General features: G+C 38.3%; 15 protein-coding genes and 2 other annotated features. Of the genes, 6 read left to right on the top strand and 9 right to left on the bottom strand.

What is annotated here, in order from left to right; all coding sequences use genetic code 11:
* The first annotated feature begins 173 nt into the window (after positions 1–173).
* Together KBP50_RS15690 and KBP50_RS15685 are read left to right on the top strand one after the other, a co-directional pair.
* A complete protein-coding gene (locus KBP50_RS15690) occupies positions 174–2,303 on the top strand; it encodes a DUF1430 domain-containing protein (protein WP_050351393.1) in 2,130 nt (709 codons plus the stop codon).
* A gap of 3 nt (positions 2,304–2,306) precedes the next feature.
* Positions 2,307–2,927 carry a putative bacteriocin export ABC transporter gene (locus KBP50_RS15685; RefSeq protein ID WP_050351392.1) on the top strand — a complete coding sequence of 207 codons (621 nt, stop codon included), beginning with the start codon at positions 2,307–2,309 and terminating at the stop codon, positions 2,925–2,927.
* A 1,085-nt stretch (positions 2,928–4,012) separates the two neighbouring features.
* On the opposite strand, the gene KBP50_RS15680 is transcribed toward KBP50_RS15685, so the two are convergent.
* From KBP50_RS15680 to trpE, 8 genes are all read right to left on the bottom strand, one after another.
* Complete coding sequence (locus tag KBP50_RS15680) at positions 4,013–4,549, bottom strand: CotY/CotZ family spore coat protein (protein WP_050351391.1); 537 nt, start codon at positions 4,547–4,549, stop codon at positions 4,013–4,015.
* A 1,128-nt stretch (positions 4,550–5,677) separates the two neighbouring features.
* Entirely contained in the window at positions 5,678–6,448 is a 771-nt protein-coding gene (gene trpA / locus KBP50_RS15675; protein WP_050351390.1) for a tryptophan synthase subunit alpha, read from the bottom strand.
* A 1-nt stretch (position 6,449) separates the two neighbouring features.
* Positions 6,450–7,646, bottom strand: a complete 1,197-nt coding sequence (gene trpB / locus KBP50_RS15670) for a tryptophan synthase subunit beta (RefSeq protein WP_050351389.1) — start codon at positions 7,644–7,646, stop codon at positions 6,450–6,452.
* Positions 7,647–7,651: 5 nt separating this feature from the next.
* Complete coding sequence (locus KBP50_RS15665; protein WP_050351388.1) at positions 7,652–8,257, bottom strand: phosphoribosylanthranilate isomerase; 606 nt, start codon at positions 8,255–8,257, stop codon at positions 7,652–7,654.
* On the bottom strand, positions 8,247–9,032 hold the full coding sequence (gene trpC, locus KBP50_RS15660) for an indole-3-glycerol phosphate synthase TrpC (RefSeq protein ID WP_050351387.1): 786 nt from the start codon (positions 9,030–9,032) through the stop codon (positions 8,247–8,249). The genes KBP50_RS15665 and trpC overlap by 11 nt, the downstream gene beginning before the upstream one ends.
* Entirely contained in the window at positions 9,033–10,058 is a 1,026-nt protein-coding gene (gene trpD / locus KBP50_RS15655) for an anthranilate phosphoribosyltransferase (RefSeq protein WP_050351386.1), read from the bottom strand.
* Entirely contained in the window at positions 10,042–10,638 is a 597-nt protein-coding gene (locus tag KBP50_RS15650) for an anthranilate synthase component II (RefSeq protein WP_050351385.1), read from the bottom strand. The genes trpD and KBP50_RS15650 overlap by 17 nt, the downstream gene beginning before the upstream one ends.
* Complete coding sequence (trpE, locus tag KBP50_RS15645) at positions 10,635–12,023, bottom strand: anthranilate synthase component I (RefSeq protein ID WP_050351384.1); 1,389 nt, start codon at positions 12,021–12,023, stop codon at positions 10,635–10,637. Before trpE ends, KBP50_RS15650 begins: the two co-directional genes overlap by 4 nt.
* 66 nt (positions 12,024–12,089) lie before the next feature.
* Positions 12,090–12,443 (bottom strand) — a binding site (T-box leader).
* Between the two features lie 107 nt (positions 12,444–12,550).
* Positions 12,551–12,799 (bottom strand) — a binding site (T-box leader).
* Between the two features lie 547 nt (positions 12,800–13,346).
* Between trpE and KBP50_RS15640 the strand changes: the two genes are divergently transcribed.
* Positions 13,347–13,700 carry a hypothetical protein gene (locus KBP50_RS15640; RefSeq protein ID WP_050351383.1) on the top strand — a complete coding sequence of 118 codons (354 nt, stop codon included), beginning with the start codon at positions 13,347–13,349 and terminating at the stop codon, positions 13,698–13,700.
* 1,068 nt (positions 13,701–14,768) lie between these two features.
* The gene (gene ddlA, locus KBP50_RS15635) at positions 14,769–15,869 is read left to right on the top strand and encodes a D-alanine--D-alanine ligase (protein WP_050351382.1); all 1,101 of its coding nucleotides are present in this window, start codon (positions 14,769–14,771) and stop codon (positions 15,867–15,869) included.
* 530 nt (positions 15,870–16,399) lie between these two features.
* Here the strand turns inward: ddlA and KBP50_RS15630 are convergent.
* The gene (locus tag KBP50_RS15630; protein ID WP_050351381.1) at positions 16,400–16,960 is read right to left on the bottom strand and encodes a nitroreductase family protein; all 561 of its coding nucleotides are present in this window, start codon (positions 16,958–16,960) and stop codon (positions 16,400–16,402) included.
* Positions 16,961–17,758: 798 nt separating this feature from the next.
* Here KBP50_RS15630 and KBP50_RS15625 point away from each other — a divergent pair.
* Both KBP50_RS15625 and KBP50_RS15620 read left to right on the top strand, forming a co-directional pair.
* On the top strand, positions 17,759–18,796 hold the full coding sequence (locus tag KBP50_RS15625; RefSeq protein ID WP_050351380.1) for a PTS sugar transporter subunit IIC: 1,038 nt from the start codon (positions 17,759–17,761) through the stop codon (positions 18,794–18,796).
* An 84-nt stretch (positions 18,797–18,880) separates the two neighbouring features.
* Positions 18,881–19,492 carry a fructosamine kinase family protein gene (locus KBP50_RS15620; RefSeq protein ID WP_236691397.1) on the top strand — a complete coding sequence of 204 codons (612 nt, stop codon included), beginning with the start codon at positions 18,881–18,883 and terminating at the stop codon, positions 19,490–19,492.
* Positions 19,493–19,496: the final 4 nt, after the last annotated feature.

The raw sequence follows: 19,496 nt of genomic DNA, 5'->3' as shown, positions 1-19,496 counted from the left end.
CATTCACGGGTGAAGCAAAAAAATAACAAAAACGTATATGAATAGGGAAGCAATGACTTTCTCATTACTAAATAACATTTCCAAAATACGAAGAGGGCCTTCAAGGGAATCCAGATCCAACTGGAAATTCCTCTAAGATGTGTCCGTAAACATATTATACGGGGAGAAATAGTATGAAAAAAGTTTGGATAGCGTTTTTAACAGTAGGATTAGTTTTGATCAATTTAGCAATTTTTTTAACATATCAAAACAAAGAAATGTATACTTATTTATATGGAAATACGGAAAAGGATTATTATAATATCATTGTAAACGATTGGTCGAAGTCTGTCCCACCCAAAGAAGTTTTAACAGAACTGGATAAATTTACAAAGGATAATCAACTAAATACCTATAAAAAGGTTATCTATGGAGAAGATACAAATAAAGATAACCTGAAAATTTATGCTTCTATACATAATAGCGAATCATTCTATAAAGATTTCCATACAAATAGGATTCCTTTAAATAAAAAAATAGACGTGTTTAATCCTAATTTTTTCATTTATTTGTATCCTTTCGAAGAAGCTAATGAAGAAAATATACGAGGATATTATACATTTCAGATAAATACTCCAAATGATATAAAGCTCATAGAGAATAAACTTACAGACTTGGGAATTAAATTTGGTGAAATAAAAGAAACCAATTTTTTTGTTATGATGGCTTCCGATCATTCGTTTATCTCTTTATTGATCATACTCGGTGTATATATCCTTTTATTTTTATTAGTAACGCTCTATGAAATTTTTATGCGCTATAATGAAATTGCCGTATATAAACTTCACGGCTATCGTTCAGCAAATATCGTTCAAACATTAATTAGAGAAAAATTGAGACAATTCTTTTTAGTAACCGCAATATTAGGAATTATCGGTATCATTTTCATATATTTCTATAACCATTTTAAGGGGTTACAAGGGTTCTTGTTCTATTGGCTCATGGTCTATTCCATTTTTTCCGTGATGTTAATCCTCATTTATTTATGTTCGTTATTTGTTATCCGTGAAGTGAATATTCCAGCAATGATAAAACATAAACGGCCATTAAAAAGGATTACCGTTCTAAATATGGCTTCCAAAGTCTTTTATGCGATTATTATTACCACGCTGTTATTAAATTTATTGGGTACTTACGATCAGTTAAAACAGAAACTAACCGTATTAGATGAGTGGGATGTGTTAGAAAATTACTCAATAACAGAATACCAGTATGATTTATCAGATGACTCAAATGAAAGACAAAAAACAGAAAAGGAATTAGGTGAGAAATCGAAGGAACTATTTAGTTCTTTAAATCATAAAAGTTTACTTGTTGCACCTAGCCAAGGTTATGACAAATTGCTTGATGATAGGAAAGCACAACCCGCTTTAAATCGTTTAGACCCGTATGAAGGTAATAATATCGTTGTGAATGAAACGTATGTGAAAAAATTTATAAAACCTATAAACAAACCAATTCCAACAACAAACGACACTACCTTACAGTTATATGTACCAAAAAAGTATAAAGACTCGGAAGATAAACTTAGAAAAACTTATCTGGACTGGTTTAGAAGTCAAAAATATATGGATGCATTAGTAGCCGGTGAATTAACAGAAACGGAATATAATCAAAAGAAGTTAGATATCGAAATTACGTATATAGCTAATGATAAAAAGTATTTTCTATTTAACTATAGAGACTCTTATCAAGTCGATTATGCCAATGATCCTATCTTTGCCATGATAACAGCAGATACATTCGGTCCTTCAGCTTACTTGAGCTATTTGACCGGGGGGAGACTATTTGTACGTACAGATAACCCGAGTAAGCCTTACACAGAACTATTGCCGACTATCGAAAAAAGTAAGTTAGAAAATAGTATTCTAGCTACACCAAATGTTTATACAGAGGTTGCTTATGAAATTTCCTCTGTAAAGTCAGCGTTTATCCTTAATTTGATTATGCTAATTGCTATCCTGATTGTCTCTATCATTATTTTAGCGTTTATTACCGTTAATTACTTGGAAAGAAATAAACTATTTATCGCAGTCAAGACTATTCATGGTTATACTACTTGGGATAAACATAAAAACTTCTTCTTATTTAACTTCCTGTCTTGGTTGGTTATATTAAGCACTTTCGCTTTACTCTCGGAGAAAGTAAGTATGTTATTTTTTGTAATTATCACGACATTTATATGTATCGAGATCGCTTTAATTACAATGCTAATAAGAATTTATGAAAATAAAAATACCGTATTAATAGTAAAAGGAGAGTAACAAATGATTGAAGTAAATAAGCTTACCAAGAGTTATCTGGGGAAAAAAATCATTCATAACCTGAGCTTTACCATAAAAGACGGGGATATTGTTGCATTAGTTGGACCAAGTGGTGCAGGAAAATCCACCTTACTGAATTTGATTGGAGGAATCGAACCATTTGATTCGGGTGAAATTAAGATTGACAATCAATCGCTTTCTAATGCTAAACAAAGAATAAGTCTATTGCGATATAAAGTTGGTTTTTTATTTCAAAATTACGCTTTGATAGATCAGGAAACGGTAGATAAAAACTTGGAGATCGCTTTAAAGTTTAATACTACTGAAAAGAACAAACAAGAATTAAAAAAAGAAGTATTATCCAAAGTAGGACTGGTTGATAAACTTTCTCATAAAGTGTATCAACTAAGTGGTGGACAACAACAAAGAGTAGCCTTAGCCAGATTAATGTTAAAACCATGCTCCATTATCTTAGCGGACGAGCCTACAGGTGCATTAGATTCAGACAATAGAGATCTTGTATTACAACACTTAAAACAATTCAATGAAGCAGGTAAGACCATTATTGTTGCTACTCATGATGAAATTGTGGCTGATTTTGCCCATTATCGGATTGAAATTTAATTTTTAATGTTATCAGTTAAGCATTTGTAGAGAACTACAAAATAAATCATGAATGCTTATTTGGAATAAATCCCAATAGCACCTAAAAACTTAAAACAAAGTCCTATCCAAAACCTGCCTCTTCGCTGTTTGGGATGGGGAAAGATGGTAGTTTAAAAGGTTTTATACGTAGTAGCGGCATGATAGCATGAAAAGCGTGAGCCAATAACCCTTAATACTGGCGTCTTAAATCATGAATTATGCCCACACAGAGGTCCGTGTCCAACTGACTGCGAATCTATCTTTTGGGATACCTCCCAACACTTAATAGCGAGGAGCCAGAAACTTTTCTGGAACTCTACATAAGTGTAAAAGGTTACTCCTTTCTACCAAAAGGAGGGATTGTCTAGATACTCTTGTAAATGATAAGTAAAATTTCCACCAAATAAGTCTCAGAACGAATTTCTTACCACGTTTGAATATTGCAACCAAAAAAAGCTGTTCCCAAAGAGTGATTATCTATTTGGGACAGCTCTGCTTATTTCTTTGCAAAAAAATGGTTCGGAAACCGACTTCAGATTGAACTTATTTGATGAATTTTTAATCCCTTGTTAACTGCCTTTCTATCTGTATCAATAACTCCATATTTTCAACTTCTGTAATGATAGTTGAACGTTTCTCCGCCTGCCCTCTTTTTTTAGCTCATCCATAGCCTACCGTGGAAAAACAGTTTTTTCGTCTTTCGTCTTCCATTGCTGTCAGATCAAATGGATATTTACCATTATTACCTGCTGGAGGAAACTGCAATCCTTTTAAATATTTTTATAACTCTCTACACCGATAGTAAAATGTTTCCAAAAACCAGTTGGGAAAAAGTGTTATCACGTCTGATTAAAATTATTGCGGAATCTTGAGCTTAACATTAAAATTTATTCTTTTCTCAACGTCTCATTCCATAGAACCAACTATTTCATAAATACTTAACACTAAACAGTGAGGAAGCTTTTTTTTTAAGAGAATAAAGACATAGAAAGGTAGTTTACATAGACTAGATATATATTAAAAACTCCCTCTCCTATAATAAGAAAAGGGAGTAAGTGAAGCTTTTAATAAGCTCCCATGTCTACAGGTGTATTTGGAGCAAGGCAATTAATGCCAATGAATTTATTCAAATCCACCGTTAAACAAACTCCTGTTGCCAAAAACCTTTTTATTGGATTATCTTTATAAGAACAGGTACAAGGATCGCAGCAATGATGTTCACAGCAAAAGTCGGTATCTGGCAAAAGTAGTTCTAATTTAGCGCAGCACTTTTTATCCACGTCTTTTGCTTTAAAGAAAGGAGTTTCAATATATTGATAATAATGGTCCGATGAACAGCGGGTTTTCTTTTGGACATAGCCACTACCAATAAATGGTTTGCAAGTAGATTCGCAGTAAAGCATAAATGGGATCGTCGTATGTTGAACTCTATGCTGATCTCCTTTTAATTGCTGGATAAATTGATGACAACTGGAATCACAATCAAATTCTACTTGCCTTTGCGCTTGAACAATCTTTTTTACCTTATCACAGACACAATTGTGATCATCTTTCAGTGATAAATGTACTTTCTTACCACCTTTACATTTATGACAATCCATAGCAACCATCCTTTCTAAACTAGTTTATTCTTGATAGCATATGTCAAAATCTAGCTTTAGCTTGTATCATTGTCTTGTATTTTGAAAAGTATATGTTGGAGCAAACGTCAAAATGGGAACCAGTGTAAACAAGTGAAGAAGGGGGATTAGGGGATCACTTCTTTCGTAAAATAAGAAGCTACAATTTAGGTATTTGGGTAACTGTCCATTGTGTTGAAATGTATGTATAACCTGAGGGATATGCCGACTCTATAAGTATATTTTGAACATAAGATAATCTAAACCATTACAAGCTTGTATGCGTTTACCCATGAAATATTCTCCTATAAAAAAGGCCGATTTATACAAATCGGTCTTTTTTACCCAGATAAGAAACCAGCATGGCTCGCCTAGAGCGCAAGCCACCATCTATGATGAAAAATTTTGCTTTATACTGTTTAGATTCTTGAAATACTACCTAAAATAAATAAGTTATATAATGGTAAATAGCGTTTTTTTCATACAAAAGTATAAAATGAGGTGCTTTGGGATAATGAAATAACCGACTAGCCACGTCTGGCGCATGAGCCCAGCAACGTTGCGACTTTAGAAATGCGCCCTACGATAAGGCCTCATCGGTTCGTCAAAAAGAGGAAGGCCGACTAAAAACGGGCTTGCCGCCCAGACGTCGGCATACCCCTGTTTTAGTGGCATGATTCCTATATCTTTAGTTGATTCCTTCCATTCGCTACGTTGATAAACGGGCGTTTGCGCCTTTTTTCCACAGTATATTATGCTAGTGTGACTATTTGGGATCTAGCAGCGTCCATATAAAATCATCACATTATTCATTGAAATAAAGTGAATCTTCCATCAGTGAGGGTTTCATTTATCCCTCACTAATTGGCAGTACCGTAATGGTATGATCTAAAGGTCGCCTACGAAATAGGGTATTTAGGTGCTGTTATCTCCGGCTTAGACTTGTTGCAGTATAATTTATCCAACTTCTGAAGTGGGAGTCTTACAGCACCTTATATAATATACGGGATAAATGTTATATCCATCATTCCACAAAGCAGAAATTGGTCACTAAAACCATTTTAATTTCAATTTAAGAACTTTTTCAACGCTGTTTTTAAAAAGAATCGGTTAAACACTGCTGATTAATAACTGGATTGCTTCTCGCTTTTCTTCGTGTAGCCATTCAACAATCTTACTTCCAACAATCACTCCATCACAATAAGAGGCTAATTCCTTGGCTTGTTCGCTTGTTGACACACCAAAGCCGGCTAAAACTGGAATATTGCTTTGCTGCTTTAATTGTTGTAAATACTCTTTCACTGCTTGATCAAAACTGCTTCTCGCTCCCGTTGTTCCTTTAACAGTAACGGCATAAAGAAAACCTTCTGCCCGTTGCGTAATCGTTTCGATTCTTTCCTTCGTACTCGTTAAAGAAACGAGCCGAATTAGTGCGATATCGTTTTTCTTTAGTACACCGGTTACTAAATCATCTTCTTCTAAAGGCACATCAGGGATAATCACACCATCGACATCAGCTTCTGCACATGCATTGGCAAAATGTTCGACTCCGTATACGAAAACCGGATTCATGTACGTCATGATGATAATAGGGATCGTTCGTTGCGACTTAAAGGTAGCAAGTGCTGCTAAGACGGCTTGAAGCGTCGTTTGTTGCTCAAGCGCGCGCTTGGCAGCGTTTTGAATCGTTGGACCATCAGCGACCGGGTCAGAAAAAGGAATGCCTACTTCAATAGCTGCAGCCCCGCATGCTTCTAAAAATAAGATTTGTTCTTTGAGCTTTTCTAGGCCGCCATCTCCAGCCATTATATAGGGGACGAAAATTTTCTTATGATTGGCTTGTATGGCACTTAAATAATTGTCCAATTTAGTTTTTCCCATGTTATTTCGCCTCCAATCGTTGCTTCATTTGTTCGACGTCCTTGTCCCCGCGACCGGATAAACAAACGACGATCGATTGATCTTGATTCATGGATTGTGCAAGTTTTGCTACATAGGCAAGAGCGTGTGCGCTTTCCAGTGCTGGAATGATTCCTTCTGTTTGTGAGAGTTGCAGAAATGCCTGTATAGCTTCTTCATCTGTGATGGCTGTATAGTTTACCCGGTGAGTAGTGTGGAGGTGGCTATGCTCAGGTCCAACTCCAGGATAATCCAATCCAGCCGAAATGGAAAAAGCTTCTTGAATTTGGCCATGTTCATTTTGGAGTAAATTGGTCATCGTTCCATGTAGAATACCAGGCTTAGGGTTGTGAAAAACAGAAGCGTGTTTACTTGTTTGTAATCCTTTTCCGCCTGCTTCTACGCCATATAACGCTACGTCCTTATCCTGAATAAATGGATAGAACATACCCATTGCATTACTTCCGCCGCCAACACAAGCAACCACAGCATCCGGTAACTCTCCGTGCTGATCTAGCATTTGTAGCTTTGTTTCTTTTCCAATTACCGATTGAAAGTCGCGAACCATTTTAGGAAATGGATGGGGACCAACTACGGAACCAAGAATATAATGCGTATCTTCTACGTGGGCGACCCAATAACGAAGCGCATCATTGACCGCGTCCTTTAAAGTAGCGCTGCCATTTGTAACACTGCGAACTTCTGCACCTAATAATTCCATGCGAAAGACATTCAATTTCTGTCTGCGTATATCCTCTGCCCCCATAAAGACAACACATTCTAGCCCAAGCAGAGCACAAACGGTTGCCGTTGCCACGCCGTGTTGTCCTGCTCCAGTTTCAGCGACAATTTTACGCTTTCCCATACGGACGGCGAGCAATGCTTGCCCGATGGTGTTATTGATTTTATGGGCACCGGTATGATTTAAATCTTCGCGTTTTAAATAAATCTTAGGACCACCAAGTTGTTGGCTTAAACGGTTGGCAAGGTAAAGCGGCGTTTCCCTGCCGACAAAATGGTGCAAGTAGTCATGAAGCTCATCTGTAAATTGCTCATCCTTTATGGCTTGCTCATAAGCTGTTTCTAATTCAAGTAAAGCAGGCATTAATGTTTCTGGAACAAATCTCCCGCCAAACTGTCCATATTTTCCTTTTGTATCTGGCATAGTATAAGCTGTCATACGGTTCATCCTTTCCTTTTGGCTCTGTTAATAAATTGGGTTATTTTGTTATGGTCTTTTTTCCCGTTTGTTTCAACACCGCTTGATACATCAACAGCAGTAGGTTGTAGCAGGCGGATCGCTGACGTGACGTTATCTGGTGTTAGTCCTCCAGCAATCATTAACTTGTCGTGAGGCAGTTGTAAGTTTTTCAATTGTTGCCAATCAAAGACTACTCCGTTCCCTCCAGCATATGTTGCACGGGGGGCGTCCACTAATAGATAGTCACAAGGGTAGTTAGCTGCATCTGCTTGTTTTATCTCTGTTATCGAAAATGCTTTCATGATTTTGGCTTCAATTTTTTTGGCAATAAGGTTATCTTCTTGTCCATGTAGTTGGATATAATCTAACGGTACCTTGCTTGCCAATCCATTCATCGTTTCAACCGTTTCATTGACAAACACGCCAACTGTTTGGATAGAAGGTGGAAGCGTTGTTGCAATTGCTCTTGCTTGTTCTAGGGATACGCGCCTTTTACTTGGGGCGAACACGAATCCAATCCAATCAGCTCCTGCCAGGACAGCTGCCTGTGCCGCTTCAATTGTCTGGATGCCGCATATTTTAACGAGCATTCTTCTTCCTCCTATCCAGTTGGAGTTGCTGGAAGGTATGTTGGATGTTACTTGATTGCATTAACGTTTCCCCAACAAGAATTGCATCTGCTCCAGCATCTCTGGCAAGCATGGCGTCTGATCGTGACCGTATGCCGCTCTCACTAATAATCATCGTATTTGGATTGTTTATTTGCTGAGCTATATTTTTCGTTGTTTGTAGCGTGACAGCAAAGGTTTTTAAATTGCGGTTGTTAATGCCGATGATTGCTGGATTCAAGGAAAGAGCAGTACTTAATTCTTCTATATCATGAACTTCACAAATTACCTCTAAGTCATTTGCTGTTGCATAAGCGTATAATTCTTGCAGTTGCTGTTTAGAAAGTGCAGCAACAATTAATAAAATGATCGATGCGCCCGCCGCTTTGGCTTGGTCAATTTGAATCGGATGAATGATAAAATCTTTACATAGAACGGGTATCTCTACAGCTTCTGCTACTGCTTTTAAATCGTTCATGGATCCTTTGAAAAAGGAAGCGTCCGTAAGCACGGAAACAGCAGCAGCTCCACATTTTTCATACATGATTGCCTGTTCAACTGGATGTATATTTGTTTGTATATCTCCCTTAGAAGGCGAAGCCCGTTTGATTTCTGCGATAATTTGCATTTGCCCAGCTTCTGCGATCCTCTTGGTTAATGAATGAGTTTTTTTGGTAATAGCAAATTTTCGTTTGCTTTGTAAAAGTTCTCGTACTTCTGTTTGTTTGACGGTGATGATTTCATCCAGAATAGTCATTTAGCCCACCTCGCTTGTAAATTTTTCACTTATAGTTCTTAGTCTTTCTAGCTTTGTAAGTGCGTTACCAGAAGTTATGCTTTTTCTGGCTATCTCAATTCCAGTTTGAATAGTTGCTGCTGCACCTTGTGCATAAATACCAAGTCCGGCATTTAGCAGTACTGTATCCAAATAGGCACTTGGCTGTCCTTGTAGCACGGAAAGTGTAATCGCGGCATTCTCTTTCGCAGTTCCTCCTTGAATCGCTTGGTTGGGATAAACAGGGAGATTAACGTCGTTTGGATGTAATGTGAACCGTTTAAGCTCTTTCTCTTCTAGCACGATGAGATGGTTCGTTCCAGAAAGCGATGCCTCATCCATTCCTCCAGCTCCATGAACAACTACAGCTCGTTGTCTTCCAAGCTTTTTCAGCGCGGAAGCAATGAGTTCTAGCTTATCTTCACGATAAACGCCAATTAACTGCGTATTTAATTGTACGGGGTTTGTTAATGGACCGATCATATTAAAGATCGTTGGCAGACCAAGCTCGTTTCGTACTTTGCCAATTGGCTTTAATGTTTGATGAACATGTGGTGCGAACAAAAAGGCGATCTGATTGTTAGCCAGAGCCTCTTTTATTTGTTGCTTGGTAAAAAATAAGGAGACACCTAGATGCTCTAGCACATCCGCACTTCCTGTTTTACTAGAGACACTCCTGTTTCCGTACTTGGCGATAGTGATGCCAGCTCCTGCAATAACAAACGCAGCAGTAGTACTAATATTGAAGCTTCCAGATTGATCTCCACCTGTTCCACAGTTATCCATTACACCATCCAACACATCCATCTGAAAAGTGGAGTTAGCACGGATGAAGTCTGTTAACCCCGCAATTTCCTCAGCTGTTTCTCCTTTTGCTTGCAGAGCTGTTAAAAAGGCTGCAATTTGGGAATCTGTAACCGTATCACTCAAACAGGCAAGTGTAGCTGCGCGCATTTCCTCCATGGTTAAACTGTTTCCTTGGATCAGTTTTTCAAGATAAACTTTCATATGTCTTCCCCTCCCGTACATGTGTTAAAAATTGATGGATTAATTTCTTTCCCATACCTGTTCCAATGGACTCTGGATGGAATTGCACGCCGTATACAGGGTAGACTGTATGCTGAACGGCCATGATTTCTTGATCATCCATAGAAGTTGCTGTCACTTCCAATGGGGCTGAAAGAGGTATATCAATCACATAAGAGTGGTAACGCATCACTTCCAGAGGCTGTGATATATATTGGAAAATACCTGTTCCTTGATGGGTAATAAACGATGTCTTCCCATGCATAATTTGTCTTGCTGGTCGTATCTGTGCACCAAGTGCTTCCCCAATGACTTGATGACCTAAGCAAATACCTAGGATAGGAATTTGTTGATAAAAAGCTTTAACGATAGCAGTGCAATTACCGGCATCCTTTGGTAAACCTGGACCTGGTGAAATCAGGATTGCGTCTGGTTTGAGTTTACGAATCTGTTCAATAGTTAACGCATTATTTCGCGCGACGTCAACATCGTAGCCCCTTTCAGCAACATATTGATAAATGTTATACGTAAACGAGTCAAAGTTATCAATCAATAAAATCATTGATGCACCTCCGTTAACGATTTTGCTTTAAATAGGGTTTCTTTAAACTCTGTTTCCGGATCAGAATCAAAGACAATGCCTGCACCTGTTTGTAAATAAGCAGTCGTTTCTTTGATGATAAGAGAGCGAATTGCAAGCGCCATATTTAAATCGTGATTAAAGTTAATAAAACCAATCCCACCACCATAAACGCTTCGTGCATGTGCCTCTAGACTATTAATGATTTGCATTGCTCTAATTTTGGGCGCACCTGATACTGTACCTGCTGGCAGACAAGATCTGAGTGCATCAAATGATGTCATCGTTTCTTTCAATTTGCCATGTACTTCCGAAACGATATGCATGACATATTCATATTTTTCAATCGTCATATAGGTAGGAATCGTAATGCTACCAACCTCACAAACCTTTCCTAGATCGTTTCGGCTTAAGTCAACAAGCATCCGATGTTCGGCAATTTCCTTCTTGTCCTGCAGCAATTCCTTTTTGCGTTTTTCATCTTCTGTTTTGGTGGAACCTCGTGGTCTCGTGCCGGCAATTGGATTGGTGATGACCGTTTTTCCATGCGTTTGTAGCAAGCTTTCGGGTGAAGCACCAAGTAAGCAATAATCAGTAAAATCGATATAAAACATATAGGGAGATGGATTGACGTTTCGCAGTTTTCGATAAAACGAGAAGGGATCTCCAGATACTTTTGCTTTCATTCGTTGTGATAGGACGACTTGAAAGATATCACCCTGTTGAATATGATGTTTTGCGATTTGGACATGATGTTGAAATTCTTCCTGTGTCATCTCGGGTTTAAAGGAAAAGCTTGTTTTTGTTTGTTCCTGATTTTTAACTGGCTTGACCAAGTACTGCTTTAATTTCATTAACCGTTCATCAAGATCTACATTTTGTTCATGTGGTAGTTGAATAGCGATTAGATGGATCGTTTCATTAGCGTGGTCAAACACAATGACATCTTGATAAACCATTAAATGAATATCTGGCATGTCGAGCGGATCAGGAAGACGTTCACCGATATCCTCGGTCAAACGAATGGCGTCATAACCAATATAGCCAACAGCTCCTCCGTAAAATGGAAACGGCAAATCAAATTCCATTTGCGGAAAGGATTGCTCTAAATACGTGATGGCATTCTGGTTCACCGTTTGAACTTTTCCAGTTTCGCAGTTGATGATTTTTGTTTGCTCTCCAAAGCTGATAATTTCCTCATAAGGGTCACAGCCAATAAAAGAATACTTTCCCTTGCTTTGGTGCTTGAACGTACTTTCTAATAAAAACTTTTTCGTTCCTGTCAGGCGCAAATAAATATCAATTGGTGTGAAGGTGTCGCCATTTAGCTGTACGAAACGATACGCTTCTTTGCTTGTTTTTTGCATTAGCATCACCCTTTCTAAGAGATTTTGATGAAAGAAAAAAACCTCTATAAACACATAGTTGTGCTTATAGAGGACGATAGACGACCGCGGTGCCACCTCTTTTGAAAAGAAGTTATCTTTTCATCTTGATTCAGATACGGGAATGGGAAGGGAAAACTAGGGACCGTGAGGCAATGCTATAGCTGCTAGAGCACACTTTTCTGTAGTGCCGACATGCCTGTAAGACAAGTCGTGCAATAGTCTCCAATCACTATTCCGATATCCTATCCGTGTAACGGCGGAGTGCCGTGTTTCCCTACTAATACGTTCAGGAAACCTCTTGTAAGTCCATTCAGCTTGATTCCACGTGCCGGTATTCCACCATCACCAGCTCTCTATGACGCTTTATGCAAGCTTACTTCTCTTACGCATCGATTTGTTAGTATTTTTTTATAGAAAATGCAACCAATAGAAAGCTAGATGAAGCTTTCGGTTAAGAATAATAGCTGCTATGTGAAATCGGAAAATCAAAAAGCCCCTCGCTCTTAGAAAAGGACGAGGGACCGTGGTACCACCTTTATTAGCTGCAATGCAACTCACTTTGACAATAGCAGACTGCTCACACTGCTATTTGTCTCAGGTAACGATGAGACGAATTCGCCAAAGCCTACTGCATTATTTTGGTTCGGTTTGGAAGCTTAGAAGTCCATTCATCTAACACAATCACACTGATTTGCACCTGCCATCAGCTCTCTAGAGTGTTCCATTAGATTACTACTCTTCATCATTGCTTAATATCATTTTGTTTATTGAAAATAATCTTAAAATACAATCTTGAAAATGTCAACCCCTTTTTAGTATAAAAGGAGTTATTGTTGATGGCACTGTCTTCAGGAATTCAGTTTTACAATGGTTTATCACGTAAATTAGATGCTGTAAGACGCCGAGCTGGATCATCTGTACTGCAACAAGTATTTGGGAGATAACAGCTCCAAAATGACCTATTTCTTAAGAGGCTTTTAGGTCATACCATTACGGTATTCTCAAGCCCGTGGTGGATGAATGAAAACCTCGACTGATTGAAGATTCGCTTTATCATAAAAGGAGTTATTTTTACTGAAGCATCTTTAGAAATTCAGCTTTATACTGGTTGGTTTATTAGACCTGGATTCATTTCCACTCGCATTTAATCAGATTCTTCAAATGGTAACATTTGTAATTGCTGTTTTTTGTCTATCAAATATAGTTTGTTTTATTAATTTTTTCCTACAAAGACAGCCACCCTTCCATTACCAACACGCTAACATATATTACTAGTGTAATCTAAATAAAGGAGTGTTAAATATGGGATGTTATTCAAGACATTGTGACTTTGACAAAAAAGACGACTTTAGACGTATGGAGGTGTTGTTAGAAGATATTCTATTACAGCTGCAAGCACAAGCTCAGCGCCAAAATCAAGACCAAAACCAAGACCAGTATCAAGGGCAAGCACAATCGCAAAGTGATCGCACCAAATTTGAAAATAACGGAAATCCGCATGTGTATATTAATAATGAAGCAAATGCTTTATCCATTGCAGCAATCATCATTGTGTTAGTTTTCTTAAATGATTTTAGTGATGGACCAGGGAATAACGGAGCAAATATGGAGGAAGTTGTAAAAATGTTTAAAGAACTTTACAACTCCTCAAAATAATAAGTTTCTGCTAACTATTCAGGGGCTTTTATGCCCCTGAATAAAATGGTTTACTGTATTATATGGCTAAATGGTCACTTTTGTGCTTATTTCCTTTAGAAAAAAGACACATCATCTGCTTTTTTAGTAGTGTGAAAAAATTTACTTGCAGGTAGAAAGGAAGCGGGTTTATATAGGCGCGTGCTCGTTATAAAATACATACATTGCGGGGCTGCAAAAAAGAAAGCTGCTTGTTATAATGATTAGGTTGCCATCATAGTATGAACAAAGGCGCGGGGCGCCCGTTTAGCAACGTAGCGAATGGAACGAATCAACTAAAGATAAAGAAATCATGCCACTAAAAACAGGGATATGCCGACGCCTGAGCGGCTAGCCCGTTTTTAGTCGGTCTTCATCTTTTTGACGAACCGATGAGGCCTTATCGTAGGGCGCATTTCTAAAGTCGCATCGTTGCTGGGCTCATGCGCCGGACGTGGCTATTCGGTTTATTTCGTTATCCTCAAGCATCTAATTTTATATTAAAAGAAAATATGGTATGAATGAAGTGGGGTTTTAACGTTCTGCATATTGGTCACTTTAACACTTCTGAAAAAGATAGATCAGTTAGAGGGAAATATGAACAATGATACCATAAAAATTAGAGAAATAGTTGCCATTAAAAATGGGGAAGAGCAAAATATCGTGATACGTATTATAATAGTAACGAGTTACTTTAATCGATCGTGCAAAAATTATTTTTTGCTTTATTGCATGGACGGTTTTATGCTATTTTAATTATACAGTTTAACTTCGAATAAAAGTCTCAGTTGTTCAAAAAGTCCAGGAAGGAAAGAATACGAATATGCAGCTATATTCACCGTCGTTTGCGGACTTAATAAAGGATTATATCAAGTATACGATGATATGGAAGTTGGCTAAGTAGGTTTATATACTTAGGTAGCCTCTATATGACGTGGGTTTTATATTCATGTCTTTATTTCGCAGGTGATCATGCGTTTAGATGCTTATTTTGTGACATCAATCAGCCTGTCCTTTTTGAACCATTATGATAAGGGAAGGACGAAAAACATGGAAAAGAAAAAAGTAGGGATTATTTTTGGAGGAAAATCTGCTGAACATGAAGTGTCACTTCAATCAGCTAAAAATATTGTCGATGCGATTGATCGCGATAAATTTGAGGTTGTTTTAATTGGGATTGATAAAGAAGGGAAATGGCATTTAAATGAGCCGTCCTCCTATTTGCTGCACGCAGATAATCCGAAACTAATTCAATTAAACAAATCGAACGAAACAGTGGCAATTGTTCCAGGAGAGAAAGAAAAACAGTTTATTCAAACTTCCAATGCAGCAAAGCTTGATGAATTGGATGTTGTATTTCCGATTGTTCATGGGACATTGGGTGAGGATGGCAGCTTGCAAGGAATGCTACGTTTAGCAGATCTTCCATTTGTAGGTCCAGACGTTTTAGCGTCTTCCGTGTGTATGGATAAAGATATCGCTAAGCGTTTATTACAGGCAGCTGGAATAAACGTTGCAAACGGGATTGTTTACCGGAAAAATGAACAGCAAGAGATTAATTATGAAACAGTTGCTGAACAGTTAGGAACACCGATGTTTATTAAACCAGCCAATCAGGGGTCGTCTGTTGGAATTAGTAAAGTGACGACAGAAGAAGAATTCTACCAAGGTGTTAAAGAAGCATTTAATTATGATCATAAAATTGTTATCGAAGAGTGTATTATTGGCAGAGAAATAGAGTGTTCTGTATTAGGAAACGAGGAACCAAAAGCCTCATTACTAGGGGAGATTTTACCGCAAACAGAGTTTTATTCCTATGAATCCAAATACATTGATGAAAAAGGGGCCGATTTAGCGATTCCAGCTGATGTTTCAGAGGAGACAACAAAGCGGGTGCAAGAGATTGCTATTCAGGCGTTTAAAGTATTAGAATGCGAAGGGTTGGCAAGAGTGGACTTCTTCTTAACAGAAGCAGGCGAGATTTATCTAAATGAAGTAAATACATTACCAGGATTTACCAAAATTAGTATGTATCCAAAGCTGTGGGAAGTAAGCGGACTTTCCTACCAAGATTTAATTACTACATTGATTGAATTAGCAATTGATCGCCATCAACAGGATCATCAATTGAAAAGCTCACTTTGGGATTAAACTAGTTAGTAAAAGAGGCTTGATGGGAGTGGGGTTACACCATCAAGCCTTTTTTGCACTATAGGAAAGTATAAGGTTTTTTGGTGTATAGTATAAGAAAAACAAAAGGCTTTCGCCATAAGACTTGGCGACAAGCCAAGTTTTTCTAACAGAGTAAGAAAGTATAAACTTATGTGCTTATGGATAATGAAATAAACGAATAGTCACGTCCGGCGCATGAGCCCAGCAACGATGCGGCTTTAGAAATGCGCCCTATGATAAGGCCTCATCGGTTTGTCGCAAAGAGGAAGGCCGACTAAAAACGGGCTAGCCGCTCAGACGTCGGCATATCCCTGTTTTTAGTGGCATGATTAGTTGATTTGTTCCATTCGCTACGTTGCTAAACGGGCGCTTTCGCCTTTGTTCCACTTATAGGAAAGTATAGTTTTTTTTGGTTTATAGTATAAGAAAAACAAAGGCTTCCGCCATAAGACTTGGCGACAAGCCAAGTTTTTCTAACACTAGACTATATGTGTCTCGTTTGTCGGTTGTTATCCTTGGAAGGTTGTGAATTTTTCTACAACATCGATGCGTTCTTTAGGTGTCGGGGCTTCATCGAAGTATCCTAAATGAAGGAAGCTGACTATTTTTTCATGCGGTTTTACATCTAATATTTCCTTCACTTTCGGATCTTGAATATGTGGATTGGTTTTCCATACTACGCCGAGTTGTTTTTCCCAAGCTAATAACCAGAAATTTTGAATTAAGCAAGCGACTGCACCATAATTTTCTTCCCATTCCTTTTGAGACTCGGGCTCATCCATAACAACAACTAAAATAGCATTCGGCTCATTTAAATAATTCTCTCTATTTTCTTGTCTTTCAGGAGGGTAAGTAGCAGCGACTTTTTCGGCAAACTCTGGTAGTTTATCAGCTCCTACAAAAATAAATCGCCATGGTTGGCGCATTCCATGAGTAGGTGCCCAAACGGCATCCTTTAATAATTCTAAAACCGTATCTTGTGTGACTTCTGTATTATTATACCCTTTTTTGACAGCACGGCGTTCACGGATAATGTTGGCTAGTTGCGATTTTGTAGTAGTTTCCCCCATATCTTCCATCTCCCTTACATGTTTCCATAATTGATAATTATTTTCAGTTAAATTGTAGCTGAATAAACGTTGAAAAGCAACTAATCTATCCCTAAGCCATTGCATATCCGAAAAAGTTGGGATAAATAATCTGCTTGAAGTAATGGATGATTAACGTAATAATAGATGATAATACAATAAATAGATGATAAATACAGTTAAATGAAGATGGAATATGCGAAAATCTTAGATAGAGCTACTACGGATTGCCAATAGACCCGATTCTACATCTAGTCAAGGACACTGAAAAACTAAAAGTAGGAAACCAAATACCACTACATGTGGGAAGTTTTATTTAAAATTTTTCTTTATTGAGCATCTGTTAGAATCGTATTCTTATAAAGATCAACCTCTTTTAGGGGTCTCCCTCAAGTCTAAGGTGAAAATTATTGCAAAGACCAAGAGTTGAAGAGTGCCTAACACATTTGGCTAGGCTCATTTTGTTAAATAAAATAGCTAATATTGCTTTTAGTCCTACATATAGACCTTCTGTTCTAACGAGGCGATCCCAAGGTGAAAAGCATAAGATCCAACTGCAAGAAATATCCGATTCCTGCCAGAGGTTTTTAGTTCGTATCTTTGAGGTACTAGCGACCTGTGCTAGCTGAATAGAATTTGACGGGATGGAGGTATCACTTATTTTGGAATGAGACATATAAGGTTAGTTTGTGAAGCTTTACACGGTACAATTGATAATAAGGCAATTTATCCATTTTCATTCGTTATAATGTGAGTTATTTCACGATAGGAGGATTTTACATGCAGCAATTTTTACAGCGAAAAGGTATCCATGTAACGGGAAAAGTCTATTTTATAACGGCTTTAAGCTATATGGCATTAGGATTATTTGCTTCATTAATTATTGGTTTAATTATTCAGACAGTTGGAGAGCAAGTTGTTAGTATATTCTCGCCATCGTTGGCACAAATTTTCATGGAAATGGGTAGTTTTGCCATGGATACGAAAATAATGGGGGGAGCAATTGGTGTAGCGATTGCATACGGATTAAAGGCACCGCCGCTTGTACTATTTTCGGCGCTGTTTGCTGGCGCGTTTGGTGCAGAATTAGGTGGACCAGCAGGTAGTTATGTTAGTGCAGTACTAGCAACAGAAATGGGGAAAATGGTATATCAGGAAACGCGCGTCGATATCATCATCACGCCATTAGTTACTATCATTGCAGGTTTTGCAACCGGCAAATTCATCGGGCCTGCAATTAGTAGATTAATGCAAGGCTTTGGAGAAATGATAAATTGGTCCACTGAGCAGCAACCTTTCATTATGGGAATTTTAGTAGCTGTATTGATGGGGATAGCTTTAACAGCTCCTATTTCCTCTGCGGCGATTGCCATTATGCTATCACTGGATGGCTTGGCAGCAGGAGCGGCTACTGTAGGCTGTTCGGCACAAATGATCGGCTTTGCTGTTGCCAGTTACCGCGATAACGGATTTGGTGGCTTTATCGCGCAAGGGGTTGGAACGTCTATGCTGCAAGTCGCGAATATTGTTAAAAAGCCAATTATTTTATTACCTCCGACGATAGCTGGTGCTATGGTTGCTCCATTTGCTACTGTGTGGCTGGAATTAACGAATAATCCTTCAGGAGCAGGCATGGGTACAAGTGGGTTTGTTGGACAAATTATGACAATCGAATCAATGGGCTTTTCGATGTCAGTGCTTTGGAGTATGCTAATGTTACATATGATTGCACCAGCAATAATTAGTTTACTTATTGTTAGCTTTTTGCGAAAAAAGGGCTGGATCCAACCAGGGGATATGAAGATCACGTATGAATAGCAGTAATCATTTCTGTACTATGCAAAACTCGGGTGGAGACGTTTCACAATACTGATTTGCGATACGAAAGGAGTAATCTGTTATATGAAACAACGCTTCCAGAAGCTGTTACAGCAGGCGGGAGTAAAAGAGAAAGTCATTAATTCGAAAAGGGTGACAGGCGGTTCTATTAATGAAGCCTACCTTGTAGAAACAAAACAGCAAAAATTTTTCATCAAATATAACGAAGCTGCACCAAATCACTTTTTTACTCTAGAAGCAATGGGGTTGCAGCTTATACAATCTACCAATACGATTCATGTTCCAGACGTCATCAGCTATTCCGATGAACAGGACGAGCGGTTTTTAGTGTTGGAATGGGTGAGTGGGAATAAAACGCAGCAAACGGATACGCTACTTGGTGAGCGGTTGGCAGCAATGCACCAAAACATGGGGGAACAGCATGGATTTACCAAATCTACATTTATAGGTACACTGCAGCAACCGAATGGATTTTATGATAGCTGGTTAGAATATTATCGTGATCGACGTCTGCTCACACAGTTACAGCTTGGAGTGGAAAGAAACGTTATAAGCGGAAAACGACGTGAAAAGCTTGAACAGTTACTTATGCAGTTAGATCGCTGGATCCCAGAAGATATCTCCCCATCCTATTTACATGGTGACTTGTGGGGGGGGGAATTGGATTGTCGGTAAGCAG

Origin of the sequence: Virgibacillus pantothenticus (assembly GCF_018075365.1) — a bacterium.
Classification (GTDB): Bacteria; Bacillota; Bacilli; order Bacillales; family Amphibacillaceae; genus Virgibacillus; species Virgibacillus pantothenticus.
Note: the sequence above shows the minus strand (reverse complement) of the source record. Positions and strands in the feature narration are given on the sequence as shown.

Bases quoted from the DNA above. Each gene is read 5' to 3' on its own strand.
- trpA (WP_050351390.1), bottom strand. From the start codon at position 6,448: ATGGGAAAAACTAAATTGGACAATTATTTAAGTGCCATACAAGCCAAT.
- KBP50_RS15640 (WP_050351383.1), top strand. From the start codon at position 13,347: ATGGGATGTTATTCAAGACATTGTGACTTTGACAAAAAAGACGACTTT.
- KBP50_RS15665 (WP_050351388.1), bottom strand. From the start codon at position 8,257: ATGCTCGTTAAAATATGCGGCATCCAGACAATTGAAGCGGCACAGGCA.
- KBP50_RS15630 (WP_050351381.1), bottom strand. From the start codon at position 16,960: ATGGGGGAAACTACTACAAAATCGCAACTAGCCAACATTATCCGTGAA.
- trpE (WP_050351384.1), bottom strand. From the start codon at position 12,023: ATGCAAAAAACAAGCAAAGAAGCGTATCGTTTCGTACAGCTAAATGGC.
- trpD (WP_050351386.1), bottom strand. From the start codon at position 10,058: ATGAAAGTTTATCTTGAAAAACTGATCCAAGGAAACAGTTTAACCATG.
- ddlA (WP_050351382.1), top strand. From the start codon at position 14,769: ATGGAAAAGAAAAAAGTAGGGATTATTTTTGGAGGAAAATCTGCTGAA.
- KBP50_RS15625 (WP_050351380.1), top strand. From the start codon at position 17,759: ATGCAGCAATTTTTACAGCGAAAAGGTATCCATGTAACGGGAAAAGTC.
- KBP50_RS15690 (WP_050351393.1), top strand. From the start codon at position 174: ATGAAAAAAGTTTGGATAGCGTTTTTAACAGTAGGATTAGTTTTGATC.
- trpB (WP_050351389.1), bottom strand. From the start codon at position 7,646: ATGACAGCTTATACTATGCCAGATACAAAAGGAAAATATGGACAGTTT.
- KBP50_RS15620 (WP_236691397.1), top strand. From the start codon at position 18,881: ATGAAACAACGCTTCCAGAAGCTGTTACAGCAGGCGGGAGTAAAAGAG.
- KBP50_RS15680 (WP_050351391.1), bottom strand. From the start codon at position 4,549: ATGGATTGTCATAAATGTAAAGGTGGTAAGAAAGTACATTTATCACTG.
- KBP50_RS15650 (WP_050351385.1), bottom strand. From the start codon at position 10,638: ATGATTTTATTGATTGATAACTTTGACTCGTTTACGTATAACATTTAT.
- trpC (WP_050351387.1), bottom strand. From the start codon at position 9,032: ATGACTATTCTGGATGAAATCATCACCGTCAAACAAACAGAAGTACGA.
- KBP50_RS15685 (WP_050351392.1), top strand. From the start codon at position 2,307: ATGATTGAAGTAAATAAGCTTACCAAGAGTTATCTGGGGAAAAAAATC.